Below are 13,573 nucleotides of genomic sequence, written 5' to 3'. Positions count from 1 at the left end.
TAACCGGCTATATACAGCATATTCGTGGTTTCAACACGACCAACATTTGAGCGCCCGCGGTGTTTGTTTGAATGGGGAAGTCTGGGGCGCACCCGGAATCTCTCTCCGTCGATCCTGGAGGGTGGAGCGGCGCTCCGGAAAATGTGATGAGAATCTGCTGTGCAATCTCTGCCCTGTTTATGAACGGGGGTCTTCAGAGGGATTGTCTGAATATCAGCGACCGACTCATCGCGCGCGGTCATACCGTGACGATCCTGACGACACGCCAGGTCGGTCATGTCGAGAGTTTGGCGACGATAAAAGTCCATCCGGCACGGGTTCTCTCCAATCCAGGCACCGAATATGCGCTGGGAAGGGCCGTGCTGGCGGCCAGACGCGATTTCGACTGCGTGGTCGGTTTCAACAAGATGGCCGGCCTGGATATCTACTATGCCGGCGACCCGCCTTATTTTGCGTCGAAGCTCGGATGGTGGCGGCCGTTTTCCCCCCGCTTCATGCGCCAGCAGAACCTCGAATCGATGATCTTTGCCCCCGGCAACGCCGCTCAGATCATCGCGCTCAGCGAACAGCAGGCAGCGCTTTACCGCGGCTTCTGGCGAACCGAGGAATCGCGCGTTCACGTCATTGGGCCGACGCTCGATCCGAGACGCCGTAGACCGGACCTGCAGGCCGGCGACCGCAATGAGATCCGCGATCGCTTTGGGCTTCCTCGCGAAGCGGTCATTGCCTTGAGCATCGCCAACAAATTGAAGGTGAAAGGCCTCGATCGGGCGGCAAAGGCTCTTCAGCCGTTTCCGCAGATACATTGGCTGATCGCCGGTTTTCGAAAGGGCAGCGAGGAAGAAATCCGGCTTCGCGGTCTGATCGCCAAATCCGGGATGTCGGATCGGGTCACGCTGCTGGGCATCCAGGAAGACATCCCGGCGATCGTGGTTGCGAGCGATTTCTTGCTGCATGCGGCGCGCCTCGAAAATACCGGCACCGTCATCCTCGAGGCGCTCGCGAATGGCCTGCCGGTCATCGCCTCCGACGCCTGCGGATATGCAAAATATGTCGAAGCGAGCGGAGCGGGACTGGTCGTGGCCAATCGCGACGATCCCGAAATCTGGCGGCAGGCGATCCAGAAGGCCGGCGACCCGGCGGTCCGCGCGCGATGGCGCCAGGCGGCCCTTGCCTACGGAGCGTCAAACCCGCTTACCGGCGGACTGGAAGCGGCCTGCGATCTGATAGACAGCTTGCGCCGCGACCGGCGTGTTGGCTAGTTTGCCCGTCGGTCCGATGTTCCGATTTTTAAGTCTAATTTTACCGAACGCGCGCCATGGCTTGAGCGTCGGCAGGTGGTGTTGCCGGCGCGTTTCGCGTAAGGGGTGACGATGCGTACTGTCGGGAAGATTCCTCTGGCCATCGCCATGAGCCTGGTCGCCGCGCCTGTCGCCCAGGCAGGCGAAGGCAGCTGGATATCCGGTGACTGGTATCTCACTCTCGGCGCCACGGCTCTCGTCGCGCCGAATTTCGAGGGCGGCAAGAAATACATGCTCAGCGCCCAGCCGATCATTTCGCTCGGCAAGGTCGGCCCCGAGGCGCGCTTCACCTCGCGCAACGACAACATCTCGCTGGCGTTGATCGACGATGGTTCCGTTCGCGCCGGCCTGACCGGCAAGTTCATATTCTCGCGCGAGAGCAAGGACGAGCTGAAAGGCCTCGATCCGGTGCGCTGGGGCGGCGAGGCGGGCGGCTTCTTCGAATTCTATCCGCTGGATTGGGTAAGGGCGCGGGCGGAGCTCAGGCCCGGCATTCGAGCCCATAACGGTTTTGTCGCGGACATTGCCGCTGACGCCTTCTACGACATCACGCCGACGGTCCGCATTTCCGGCGGACCGCGCGTCTCCTTCGCCTCGTCCGACTATTTCGACGCTTATTACGGCGTGAACGCCAAGGAAGCGGCGGCTTCGGGCTTGAGCGAGTACCATCCGGGCGGCGGCGTGAGGTCAACAGGCCTCGGCGGCGCGATCACCTGGAAGGTGACCGAGCCGATGACGGCAAGCGTCTTCACCGAATATTCGCGCCTGATGGGGCCAGCGGCCGATTCCAGCCTGGTCAAGGAACGGGGCGACCGCAACCAGTGGACCTTCGGTGTCTCGACCACTTACCGCTTCAATTTCACGATGTAGCTCGCGAAAGCGGCTTCACGCCTTGAATCCGCGCTTTATTCCTGTCGCGCCATCCGCTAAAAGCCACGCCATGACGAGCTTTTCGCGCCTTTTCGCGATCGCGATACGAATTACGGGCCCGGTGTTCCGGGCGGCCTGAGCGCCGCTGGAGCCGCCGGGATTTTTCGCGCGCGCGCCCCTCGCGTTTTTTCATGAACATCAACGCATATCGCCCGAAGGTGGCTTCGGTTTTGGGAAAACGATATGCGTCGAAGCAAGACTTGAACGCCCGGCTTTTTCGTCGGGTACCTGAGATGGCAGATCAATGACCGACACCGTTGAGACGATCGACTATTCCAAAACGCTTTATTTGCCGCAGACGGATTTCCCGATGCGCGCTGGCTTGCCCGAGAAGGAGCCCGGCCTCGTCAAGCGCTGGCAGGACATGGACCTTTACAAAAAGCTGCGCGAGGAGGCTGCCGGCCGCGAGAAATTCGTGCTGCATGACGGCCCGCCCTACGCCAACGGCAACATCCATATCGGCCATGCGCTGAACAAGATCCTCAAGGACGTCATCAACCGCTCCTTCCAGATGCGCGGTTACGACGCCAACTACGTGCCGGGTTGGGACTGCCACGGCCTGCCGATCGAATGGAAGATCGAGGAGCAGTATCGCGCCAAGGGCAAGAACAAGGACGAGGTGCCGGTCAACGAGTTCCGCAGGGAATGCCGCGACTTCGCCGCTAACTGGATCAAGGTGCAGGGCTCGGAGTTCCAACGCCTCGGCGTCATCGGCGATTTCGACAATCCCTACACGACCATGGCTTACCATGCCGAGTCGCGCATCGCCGGCGAGCTGCTGAAATTCGCGATGTCCGGCCAGCTCTACCGCGGCTCGAAGCCGGTGATGTGGAGCGTGGTCGAGCGCACCGCGCTCGCCGAGGCCGAGGTCGAGTATCAGGATTACGAAAGCGACACGATCTGGGTGAAGTTCCCGGTCGCAAGCCTCGCCCAGCCGGTCGCCGGCACCGCGCCGGCGCTGGATGGAGCCGCGCTCGATCTGGTCGAGGCGCATGTCGTCATCTGGACGACCACGCCCTGGACCATCCCCGGTAACCGCGCCGTGAGCTATTCGCCGCGCATCGCCTATGGCCTCTATGAGGTGACGGCGGCCGAGAACGCCTTCGGCCCGCAGCCGGGCGAGAAGCTGATCTTCGCCGACGCGCTCGCCGAGGAATGCGCCGCCAAGGCCAAGGTCACCTTGAACAGGCTTCATAGCGTATCGGCCGAACAGCTTGGGAAGCTTACGCTTTCGCATCCTTTTAAGGGCCTCGGCGGCGGCTATGAGTTCCCGGTGCCGATGGTTGCCGGCGAGCATGTCACCGACGATGCCGGCACCGGCTTCGTGCACACCGCGCCCGGCCATGGCCGCGAGGACTTCGATGCCTGGATGGAAGCGGCCGCTGACCTTCGGGCACGCGGCGTCGACACCACGATTCCCTTCACCGTCGACGATGCCGGCTTCTTCACCAAGGATGCGCCGGGCTTCGGCCCGGGACGCGAGGGTGGGCCGGCGCGCGTCATCGACGACAACGGCAAGAAGGGCAACGCCAACCAAGCGGTCATCGACGAACTGATCAAGCGCAACGCGCTCTTCGCGCGCGGCCGGCTGAAGCACAGCTACCCGCACTCTTGGCGTTCGAAGAAGCCGGTAATCTTTCGCAACACGCCACAATGGTTCGTCTATATGGACAAGGACCTCGGCGACGGCACGACGCTGCGCACCCGGGCGCTGAAGGCGATCGACGACACCCGTTTCGTGCCGGCGGCCGGTCAGAACCGCATCCGCGCCATGATCGAGGAGCGCCCCGACTGGGTGCTGTCGCGCCAGCGCGCCTGGGGCGTGCCGATCGCTGTCTTCGCCGACGAGGACGGCAACGTTCTGAAGGACGAGGCCGTCAACAAGCGCATCATGGACGCTTTCGAGAAGGAGGGGGCGGACGCCTGGTTCGCCGAGGGCGCGAAGGAACGCTTCCTCGGCAACCATGATGCCTCGAAATGGCGCCAGGTAATGGACATTCTCGACGTCTGGTTCGATTCCGGCTCGACGCATGTCTTCACGCTGGAAGACCGTCCGGACCTCAAATGGCCGGCGGACGTCTATCTCGAAGGCTCGGACCAGCATCGCGGCTGGTTCCATTCCTCGCTGCTCGAAAGCTGCGGCACCAGGGGCAGGGCGCCTTACGACACGGTCATCACCCATGGCTTCACCATGGACGAGGAAGGCCGCAAGATGTCGAAGTCGCTCGGCAACACCGTCGTGCCGCAGGACGTCATCAAGCAGTCCGGCGCCGACATCCTGCGGCTCTGGGTGGTGACGACCGATTATTGGGAAGACCAGCGGCTCGGCAAGAACGTGCTGCAGACCAATATCGACGCCTACCGCAAGCTCAGGAACACGATCCGCTGGATGCTGGGCACGCTTGCCCATGACGACGGCCAGGATGTGCCGGTCGAGGTCATGCCGGAACTGGAGCGGCTGATGCTGCACCGGCTGTCGGAGTTGGACGAAGTGGTGCGCCAGGGCTACGACGCGTTCGAGTTCAAGCGCATCACCCGTGCGCTGCTCGACTTCATGGTCGTGGAGCTTTCGGCCTTCTATTTCGACATCCGCAAGGACGCGCTTTACTGCGACGGGCCGTCGAGCCTGCGCCGCAGGGCCGCCGTGCAGGTGGTGCGCCACCTCTTCGAATGCCTGGTGAAGTGGCTTGCGCCGATGCTGCCCTTCACCACCGAGGAAGCCTGGCTCGACCGCCATCCGGGAGCCGTCTCGGTACATCTCGACCAGTTCCCGGCGATCCCGCGGAACTGGCGCGACGAGGCGCTGGCCGAGAAATGGCGCAAGGTGAGGCAGGTGCGCCGCGTCGTCACCGGCGCGCTGGAGATCGCGCGCGCCGAGAAGCTGATCGGCTCCTCGCTCGAAGCCGTGCCGGTGGTCACCATCGACGACCCCGCGCTTGAGGCGGCGATTGCCGATGTCGACATGGCCGAAATGGCGATCACCAGCGACCTCGTCATCAGCCGCGGCAAGACGCCAGAAGGCGCCTTCACGCTCGACGAGGTCAAGGGCGTGGCGGTGGTGGTGGAGAAGGCCGAGGATCGCGGCCTGGCCAAATGCGCGCGTTCCTGGCGCTACACCGCCGACGTCGGGCAGGACGCGGAATTCCCGGATGTCTCGGCCCGCGACGCCGCCGTGTTGCATGAGCTGAAGGCCCTTGGGCGGCTGTAGTCCTGGTGATAAGCCGGTGCACAAATGCCACGCCGGGCGGCCTGAAGCCGCCCGCGCGTTGCCCTTAACAAGTGGTTGAGATAAACACGCGACACTCCGGCAGACAAATTGTCGCCGGATTTCCATCGCAAGTGCGAGGAAGAAGGGGACCGTGCCCTTGGCCGGTGGCGACTGAAAGGCTGTTAGAGTGGGACTTTTTGGCATGACCGACAGAACGTTCGCGCGCGCCGCGCTGGTGGCGCCGCTTGTGGTATCGGCCATCGCACTGTCGGGCTGCATGAGCTCGCCCACCTACGGAACCGACAAGACGGCAGCCGCGCAGCTCTTCGACGATGTCTCCGCAGCGGCCTCGATCACGCCAAAGCGTAAAGATCCGATCGACTACAAGCCGCGTCCTGATCTGGTGAAGCCCGCTCCCGGGCAAAAGGAAAGCCTGCCGCCGCCGCAGCAGAGCATCGAGACTGCGAGCGCCGACTGGCCCGAATCGCCGGAGGCGCGCCGCGCCCGCATCCGCGCCGACGCCACCGCGCACCAGAACGATCCCCACTACCAGCCGGAAGCCGTCGAGGATATCCAGACCGATCCCGAGGCGGTGAAGAAGGCATTGGCCGAATCAGGCTCCAGTCATCCGCCGCGCTGGTCGCCGGATGACAACTCGGCCGCCCGCCGTGCGCAGATTCAGCGCAGCCTTGCCGAACAGAAGCAGGGCGATCCGACCGTTCGCAAATATCTGAGCGAGCCGCCGCTCGCCTATCGTCAGGCTGCCGCGACGGCACCGCAGAACGAGCTTGGTGAGGACGAGTACAAGAAGGAGCGCCGCCTCAAGGCGCAGGCGGAAGGCAAGAAGGGCGGCTGGTTCGACTGGCTCGGCCTGTGAATAAGTGAATAGCGACCTGCTGCCTCACTGCTCGTTACTAACCACTCACTTCACCATTCACCGCCATTCCGTTTCTCGCGGAAGAAATCTTTGAGGATGAGGGCGGCGTCGCTCTCGCCTATTCCCGGATAGATGTCCGGCGTGTGGTGGCAGGTGGGTGAAGCGAAGAAGCGCACGCCGTTGATCACCGCGCCGCCTTTCTCGTCGGCGGCACCGAAATAGAGCCGCCGCAGCCGCGCGAAGGAGATCGCGCCGGCGCACATGGCGCAGGGCTCCAGCGTCACATAGAGATCGTAACCCGTCAGCCGCTCGCTGGCGATTTTCCGGCAGGCCTCCCGGATCGCCAGCATCTCGGCATGCGCGGTCGGGTCCGAGAGTTCACGCGTGCGGTTGCCGGCTTTCGCGACCACGGTGCTGCCATTGGCGACGACCGCGCCGACCGGCACTTCGCCGCGGCCGGCGGCCGCCTCGGCTTCTTCAAGCGCCAGGGCCATGAAATCCGGTCGTTTCAAGCGGTTTCCATTCCGATTACTTCTCGCCACCCGAGAGTGATCCTGTTATCTAGCGCGAGACCCGGAAAACCGGAATCGGTTTTTGTCGCGCGGCTGAATGCGCAAAATCAAGAATGACACTGCCGGCGTTGGGCGTCCGCAAGGGCGCGCGGCGTCGTAGCAGGCGAAGACGAGCAAAGTAATGGACGACGACAAGAAATCTCCACGCGGGCCGCGCAAGGTCGGCTCGAAGCCAGCCGGCCCGCGCGGCGGCAAGCCGGGCTTTGGCGCCAAGAAGCCGTTCGCCAAGCGTGAGCGGCCGATGGTTGCCGAAGGCGGACGCGACTTCAAGCCCTACAAGCCGCGTGAGACGGGCGAGGGAGCGGAGCGAGGGGAAAGACCTTTCCGCAAAGGTCCGCGCCCGGAAGGCAAGCCGTTCGAGAAACGCGAGGGCCGCAAGCCCTTCGCACCGCGCGGCGACCGGCCGGCGGCTGCCGAGGGCGAGCGCCGCGATTTCAAGCGCAGCTACAAGCCGCGTGAACTGAGCGAAGGCGGGGAGCGCGGCGAACGACCTTTCCGCAAAGGCCCTCCGGGCGACGGCAAGCCTTTCGAGAAACGTGAGGGCCGCAAGCCTTACGCGCCGCGTGGTGACCGGCCGGTGGCCGCCGACGGCGAGCGGGGAGAACGACGCTTCGACCGTGCCAAGCGCGAGTTCGACGATCGCCCCAAACGTGATTTCGCCGACCGGCCGAAGCGAGATTTCGGCGACCGTTCACACGGAGTTGGCGGAAAACCCGAAAGCGGCTTCAAGCCGCGGCCGCGCCCCTCGGAAGCCGCGCCGGAAAGCGGCGAGCGCATCGCCAAGCGGCTGGCGCGCGCCGGCATCGCGTCGCGCCGCGACGCCGAAGAGCTGATCGCCGCCGGCCGCGTCAAGGTCAACGGTAAGGTGCTGGACTCGCCGGCCTTCAATGTCGGCGCCAACGACATCATCCATCTCGACGGCACCGAGATTCCGCCGATCGAGCGCACGCGTCTGTTCCTGTTCCACAAGCCGGCGGGCGTCGTCACCACCAACCGCGATCCGGAAGGCCGCAAGACCGTCTTCGACGTGCTGCCGTCCGACCTGCCGCGGCTGATGACGATCGGCCGGCTCGACATCAACACCGAGGGCCTTTTGCTGCTCACCAATGACGGCGGGCTGTCGCGCGTGCTCGAATTGCCGGCCACCGGCTGGCTGCGGCGCTATCGCGCGCGCGTCCATGGCAAGGTCGAGGAGAGCGCGCTCGCCGGCCTGCGCGAAGGCATCGCCGTCGACGGCGTCTTTTACGGTTCCATCGAGGCCTCGCTCGACCGCGAGCAGGGCACCAATGCTTGGCTGACGCTGGGTTTGCGCGAGGGCAAGAACCGCGAGGTGAAGAACATCCTCGGCGCGCTTGGCCTCGAGGTGACGCGGCTGATCCGCATCTCCTACGGGCCGTTCCAGCTCGAGGATCTTCCGGAGGGCCATGTGCTGGAGATCAAGGGTCGCGTGCTGCGTGAACAGCTCGGCGAGCGGCTGATCGAGGAATCCGGCGCCAATTTCGATGCCGAGATCCAAAAGCCGTTTTCCAACAAGCCGGTGCGCGGCGGTGGTTCGCGCCACGAAGAGGCCGACCGGCCGAAATTCACGCGCGACGGCGACCGCCGGCCGATCGGCGAGGGCGGTTTGATCAAGGCACGCAAGCGCCGCGAAGGCAGCCGCGACGAGGCGCTGAGCAAGCTCTCGACAAAACCGGACCGGGCGTTCGGCGAGCGGGGTGCGAAGTCCGACCGCCGCAGCTTCGGCGACAAACCTCGCGGTGGGTTCGGCGACAAGGCCCGCTTCGGCGGCAAAAAATCCGAACGCGAGCAGCGGCCGATCGAACCGCCGGGCCAGCGCAAGGCCAATGTCTGGATGGCGCCGGGCGCCAGGCCGATCGGCAAGGGAAGGGCGGAGGCCGATGCCGCCAAGGCCGCCGAGGCCAAGGCGCGCAAGGCATCGTTCAAAACGGGCGGAAAGGGCAAGCCGGGCGCAAAACCGTTCGGCAAGCCGCGCGGCGAGCGCCCTGAAGGCGATGGCGGCGATAGGCCGCGCGGTCCGAAGAGGGGCGGCGATGCGGATCGTCGGCGGTGAGTTCCGCGGGCGTCCGCTGGCGACGCCGAAAAGCAATGCCATCCGCCCGACCACCGACCGCACCCGCGAGGCGGTGTTCAATGTCTTGGCGCATCGCTACCCGGAAAAGCTCGAAAGCGGCCGCGTGCTCGACCTCTTCGCCGGCACGGGCGCGCTCGGGCTTGAGGCGCTGTCGCGCGGCGCATCCTACTGCGTCTTCATCGAGGAATCGACGGAGGGGCGAGGCCTGATCCGCGAGAATGTCGAGGCCTACGGCCTCACCGGTCGCACCAAGATCTTTCGCCGCGACGCCACGCATCTGGGCGAAGCCGGCACCATCTCGCCCTTTGGGCTGATCTTTGCCGATCCGCCCTATGGCAAAGGGCTCGGCGAGCGCGCGCTGCGCTCGGCCAAGTCCGGCGGCTGGCTCCTGCCTGGCGCGCTCTGCGTCGTCGAAGAGGCAGCATCCGTACCCTTCGAACCCGGCGCCGGTTTTTCGGTGATGGATGAGCGTAACTACGGCGAAACGGTTATTCGGTTCATCGTCGTTGGCTGAGCCTGACGCTTGCTTTCTTCCGCAGGGGAAGAAGGAAATGGCGCAAGCGCCTCGAAAATGCCGAACAATTCACTTTGCTTCACCGGCGAACCTTGCCTATCGTCGCGCAACCGGAACCGGAGACCTTGATGACACCAACGGGGATTGGGCTGCGGGCGACGCTTCTTGTCGGCACGCTGGCGCTCGCCGCGGTTCCGGCCCGTGCGACCGACGACGGCGCGGTCAAGGATTTCCTGCTCGACAACGGCATGGAAGTGGTCGTCATCCCGGACCATCGCGCCCCGATCGTCACGCACATGGTCTGGTACAAGATCGGCAGCGCCGACGAGCCGCCCGGCAAGTCCGGCATCGCGCATTTCTTCGAGCACCTGATGTTCAAGGCCACGACCAACCACGCCGCCGGCGAGTTCGACCGCGCCGTGGCTGAGATCGGCGGCTCCAACAATGCCTTCACCTCCTATGATTACACCGCCTTCCACGAGACGGTGCCGCCTTCCGCCCTCGAAGAGATGATGGGTTTCGAGGCCGATCGCATGCGCAACCTCATCTTGACCGACGATGTCATCAAGACCGAGCGCGACGTGATCCTGGAGGAACGCCGGTCGCGCATCGATAGCAATCCACAGGCGGTGCTCGACGAGGAGGTCGACGCGACGCTCTGGCAGAATCAGCCATACCGTATTCCGGTGATCGGCTGGATGCAGGAAATGGAGCAGTTGAACCGCCCGGACGCGAAAGCCTTCTACGACGCCTACTATCGGCCGAACAATGCCGTGCTGGTGGTGGCGGGCGACGTCGATCCCGACGCGGTGAAGGCGATGGCTGAAAGGACCTACGGCAAGGTCGCCCGCGGCCCGGACCTGCGGCCGCGCATCCGCCCCGTAGAGCCCGAGCAGAACACGAAGCGGACGGTGACGCTGACCGACGCGCGCGTTTCGGTGCCGAACTTTTCGACGCAATGGGTCGTGCCGTCCTATCACACGGCCAGGCCCGGCGAAGCCGAGGCGCTCGATCTGCTTGCCGAGATCCTCGGCGGCGACAATCGCAGCAGGTTGTACCAAGAGCTCGTCGTCAAGCAGGGTATCGCTTCCGAGGCCGGCGCCTTCTTCCAGGGCACCATGCTCGACGCCACCAACTTCACCGTCTATGGCGCGCCGCGCGGCGACACCAAGCTTGCCGATGTTGAAGCGGCGGTCGATGCCGAGATCGCCCGCATCGTCAAGGACGGCGTGAGCGACGATGAGCTGGAGCGGGCCAAGACCCGCTATGTGCGCTCCATGATCTTTGCGCGCGACAAGCAGGACGACATGGCCAACATGTATGGCTCGACGCTTGCCACCGGCGGCAATGTCAAGGACGTCCAGGAATGGCCGGACCGCATCCGCAAGGTGACCGCCGATGAGGTCAAGGCGGTCGCCGCCCGCTATCTGGTGCTCGATCGCTCCACCACCGGCTATCTCTTGCCGCAGCAGCAGGCGGGGAATTGATGATGAGCATGGTTCTTGGCCTTACGAGCACCTTTTCTTCTTCCACGAGGGGGGAGGGAGGGCGCATCCACCGCGCCTGCGCCACCCTTTGCTTCGCCCTGTTCTTCCTTTTGTTGCCTGCGCTGGCGCATGCCGAGATGAACATCCAGGAGGTGAAGTCGAAGAAGGGCGTCACCGCCTGGCTGGTGGAAGACCATTCGATCCCGCTGATTGCGATCCGTTTCGCCTTCAACGGCGGCACGGCGCAGGACCCCGCCGGCAAGGAAGGCCTGGTCAACCTGATGACCGGACTGTTCGACGAGGGCGCCGGCGACCTCGACAGCGAGGCATTCCAGCTGAAGCTCGACGATGCCGGCGCCGAGATGAGCTTTCAGGCGGCGCGCGATGGAACCTATGGCTCGATGCGCATGCTGTCGGACCAGAAGGACGAGGCTTTTGGCCTGCTGAAGCTGGCGGTCAACAGCCCGCGCTTCGATCAGGCCCCGATCGACCGTATCCGCGCCCAGATACTGTCCGGCATCCTCGCCAATGAGCGGGATCCCAACACGATCGGCCAGCAGCGCTGGCTGCGCGCGATTTACGGCCAGCACCCCTATGCGCGGCCGGACCAGGGCAACAAAGACAGCCTCGCCACCATCACCGCCGATGACCTCAGGGCCTTTCACAAGGCGAATTTCGCCCGGGGCGGCCTGCATGTGACGGTGGTGGGCGATATCGACGCCGCCACGTTGAGCGGCAGGCTTGACGAGGTGTTCGGCGACCTGCCGGACAAGCAGGCGCTGGCGCCGGTTGCCGACATCAAGCCCAAGCTCGGCCAGCAGCTCGAAGTGAATTACGACTTGCCGCAGACCTCCCTGCAGCTTGCCTGGCCGGGCGTGAAGCGCAGTGATCCCGATTTCTATGCTGCAGTGCTGATGAACGAGATTCTCGGCGGCTCGACGTTCACGTCCCGGCTTTACGAGCAGGTGCGCGAGAAGCGCGGCCTTGCCTATAGCGTCAGCTCCGATCTCGTCGATCACGAGCATTCCAACGCGCTGCTGGTGACGACGGCGACGCGTTCCGACCGCGCAGCCCAAACGCTTTCGATCGTGCGCCAGGTGGTGAAGGATATGGCCGAGAACGGCCCCACCGAGGAGGAGCTCGCGGCGACCAAGAAATACATGATCGGCGCCTACGCCATCAACAATCTGGATTCCTCCAGCTCCATTGCCGCGACGTTGGTGGAGCTGCAGATCGATGATCTCGGCATCGATTACATCAAGCGCCGCGCTGCTCTCATCAACGCAGTGACGCTGGCCGACGTCAAGGCGGCAGCGAGAAAGCTCCTGTCGACCGACCCCGCGGTGATGGTCATCGGCCCGCCGCTGGCGCTGGTTGCGGGAGGCGGCAAGGGATGAGCCCGACCTTCGGGGTGGCCTTCGGCGGCGGCGGCGCGCGCGGTCTCGCGCATATCCATATCATCGAGGCTCTCGACGAGCTTGGCATCACGCCGGCGGCGATTGCCGGCTCGTCGATCGGCGCCATCATCGGCGCCGGCATGGCGTCGGGCATGAAGGGCGCCGAGATTCACGATTATGCCCGCTCGATCCTCGGCAGCCGGGCCGAGGTGGCGGCGCGCATGTGGCGCTCGCGGCCTGGCACGATCGCCGAGGCCATGCAGGGCGGCATCCGCGTCAGCCAGTTCAATGTCGAGCGCATTCTGAAGGCTTTCCTGCCGGAAGCGATCCCGCAGACGTTCGAGGCGCTGAAGATCCCGCTCAAGGTGACGGCGACCGATTATTTCGGCCACAGTCTTGCGGTGTTCACTGAAGGCGACCTGCATTCGGCGCTTGCCGCTTCGGCGGCCATACCGGCGGTCTTCCGTCCGGTGACGCGCGAGGGCCGCGTGCTGATCGATGGCGGCATATACAATCCCGTGCCTTTCGACCTCATCGAGAAGGACGCCGACATCATCATCGCCGTCGATGTCGTCGGCGCGCCGAGCGAGGCCGAGCGCAGGCATCCGACCACCGTCGACCTGATGTATGGCGCCACGCAACTGATGATGCAGTCGATCATCGCCAATAAGCTCAGGCAGCACCCGCCGGACATTCTGATTCGGCCGAATGTCTCGAAATACCGCGTGCTCGAGTTCCTCAAGATCGAGACGCTGATGGCCGAGACGGTCGAGATCAAGGACGAATTGAAGCGTGCCATCGAGAAGGCCATGGAAGCGCATGGCGGCAGGCGGGGCAAGAAGGTGGTCTGAGAGCCTCGGCGACCGCGCCGTTTTACCGAGTGGGATCGACCGAAGCCGGGCTCCCGAGGTCTGGCAATGACGACGCAAAGGTCCCTGGTAAAATAAGACCTAAGAATAGGACCAAGTATTCTTTACGCTGATTGGCCGTGTTTTGCGCGTAAGTTTGCCCTTTGTCATTAACTCTTCATCGAATTGCCCGTTGACGCACGCTGCAGTAGAGTTAATAATGTGCTAATATAGAGTAGCGTGAAAAATCTTCCGACCGGCAACAACGGGTACCGCGCTACTGGGGTAGGGGAAACACAGCGCGGCATCTGTGCCGCTTTGGCCGTCATAATCGGATCGCCAGCCGT

General features: G+C 64.2%; 10 protein-coding genes. 9 read left to right on the top strand and 1 reads right to left on the bottom strand.

The window, feature by feature from the left end; translation table 11 throughout:
- Nucleotides 1–71: 71 nt before the first annotated feature.
- The 4 genes from FJW06_RS12030 to FJW06_RS12015 all read left to right on the top strand — a co-directional run bounded on the left by FJW06_RS12030 (nt 72) and on the right by FJW06_RS12015 (nt 6,316).
- Nucleotides 72–1,262: a glycosyltransferase family 4 protein gene (locus FJW06_RS12030; protein ID WP_140751832.1), complete on the top strand. Its 1,191-nt coding sequence runs from the start codon at nt 72–74 to the stop codon at nt 1,260–1,262.
- A gap of 111 nt (nt 1,263–1,373) precedes the next feature.
- Nucleotides 1,374–2,171, top strand: a complete 798-nt coding sequence (locus FJW06_RS12025; protein WP_140751830.1) for a MipA/OmpV family protein — start codon at nt 1,374–1,376, stop codon at nt 2,169–2,171.
- A 304-nt stretch (nt 2,172–2,475) separates the two neighbouring features.
- Nucleotides 2,476–5,439 carry an isoleucine--tRNA ligase gene (gene ileS, locus FJW06_RS12020; protein ID WP_140751828.1) on the top strand — a complete coding sequence of 988 codons (2,964 nt, stop codon included), beginning with the start codon at nt 2,476–2,478 and terminating at the stop codon, nt 5,437–5,439.
- A 202-nt stretch (nt 5,440–5,641) separates the two neighbouring features.
- The gene (locus FJW06_RS12015; protein WP_140751826.1) at nt 5,642–6,316 is read left to right on the top strand and encodes a hypothetical protein; all 675 of its coding nucleotides are present in this window, start codon (nt 5,642–5,644) and stop codon (nt 6,314–6,316) included.
- 50 nt (nt 6,317–6,366) lie between these two features.
- On the opposite strand, the gene FJW06_RS12010 is transcribed toward FJW06_RS12015, so the two are convergent.
- The gene (locus FJW06_RS12010) at nt 6,367–6,828 is read right to left on the bottom strand and encodes a nucleoside deaminase (RefSeq protein ID WP_140751824.1); all 462 of its coding nucleotides are present in this window, start codon (nt 6,826–6,828) and stop codon (nt 6,367–6,369) included.
- A gap of 181 nt (nt 6,829–7,009) precedes the next feature.
- Here FJW06_RS12010 and FJW06_RS12005 point away from each other — a divergent pair, with 181 nt between their 5' ends.
- The 5 genes from FJW06_RS12005 to FJW06_RS11985 all read left to right on the top strand — a co-directional run bounded on the left by FJW06_RS12005 (nt 7,010) and on the right by FJW06_RS11985 (nt 13,229).
- A complete protein-coding gene (locus tag FJW06_RS12005) occupies nt 7,010–8,959 on the top strand; it encodes a pseudouridine synthase (protein WP_140751822.1) in 1,950 nt (649 codons plus the stop codon).
- On the top strand, nt 8,940–9,494 hold the full coding sequence (gene rsmD, locus FJW06_RS12000; protein ID WP_140751820.1) for a 16S rRNA (guanine(966)-N(2))-methyltransferase RsmD: 555 nt from the start codon (nt 8,940–8,942) through the stop codon (nt 9,492–9,494). Before FJW06_RS12005 ends, rsmD begins: the two co-directional genes overlap by 20 nt.
- Before the next feature lie 128 nt (nt 9,495–9,622).
- Complete coding sequence (locus FJW06_RS11995; protein ID WP_140751818.1) at nt 9,623–10,981, top strand: pitrilysin family protein; 1,359 nt, start codon at nt 9,623–9,625, stop codon at nt 10,979–10,981.
- A gap of 2 nt (nt 10,982–10,983) precedes the next feature.
- Complete coding sequence (locus FJW06_RS11990) at nt 10,984–12,378, top strand: pitrilysin family protein (protein ID WP_246674586.1); 1,395 nt, start codon at nt 10,984–10,986, stop codon at nt 12,376–12,378.
- On the top strand, nt 12,375–13,229 hold the full coding sequence (locus tag FJW06_RS11985) for a patatin-like phospholipase family protein (RefSeq protein ID WP_140751816.1): 855 nt from the start codon (nt 12,375–12,377) through the stop codon (nt 13,227–13,229). Before FJW06_RS11990 ends, FJW06_RS11985 begins: the two co-directional genes overlap by 4 nt.
- Nucleotides 13,230–13,573 lie beyond the last annotated feature (344 nt).

Origin of the sequence: Mesorhizobium sp. B4-1-3, assembly GCF_006439355.1 — a bacterium.
Lineage (GTDB): Bacteria > Pseudomonadota > Alphaproteobacteria > Rhizobiales > Rhizobiaceae > Mesorhizobium.
The sequence above is the reverse complement of the archived record's forward strand: the minus strand, read 5'-3'. Positions and strand labels throughout refer to the sequence as shown.

Bases quoted from the DNA above. Each gene is read 5' to 3' on its own strand.
- rsmD (WP_140751820.1), top strand. From the start codon at position 8,940: ATGCGGATCGTCGGCGGTGAGTTCCGCGGGCGTCCGCTGGCGACGCCG.
- FJW06_RS12015 (WP_140751826.1), top strand. From the start codon at position 5,642: ATGACCGACAGAACGTTCGCGCGCGCCGCGCTGGTGGCGCCGCTTGTG.
- FJW06_RS12005 (WP_140751822.1), top strand. From the start codon at position 7,010: ATGGACGACGACAAGAAATCTCCACGCGGGCCGCGCAAGGTCGGCTCG.
- FJW06_RS11995 (WP_140751818.1), top strand. From the start codon at position 9,623: ATGACACCAACGGGGATTGGGCTGCGGGCGACGCTTCTTGTCGGCACG.
- FJW06_RS12025 (WP_140751830.1), top strand. From the start codon at position 1,374: ATGCGTACTGTCGGGAAGATTCCTCTGGCCATCGCCATGAGCCTGGTC.
- FJW06_RS12030 (WP_140751832.1), top strand. From the start codon at position 72: ATGGGGAAGTCTGGGGCGCACCCGGAATCTCTCTCCGTCGATCCTGGA.
- FJW06_RS11990 (WP_246674586.1), top strand. From the start codon at position 10,984: ATGAGCATGGTTCTTGGCCTTACGAGCACCTTTTCTTCTTCCACGAGG.
- FJW06_RS11985 (WP_140751816.1), top strand. From the start codon at position 12,375: ATGAGCCCGACCTTCGGGGTGGCCTTCGGCGGCGGCGGCGCGCGCGGT.
- ileS (WP_140751828.1), top strand. From the start codon at position 2,476: ATGACCGACACCGTTGAGACGATCGACTATTCCAAAACGCTTTATTTG.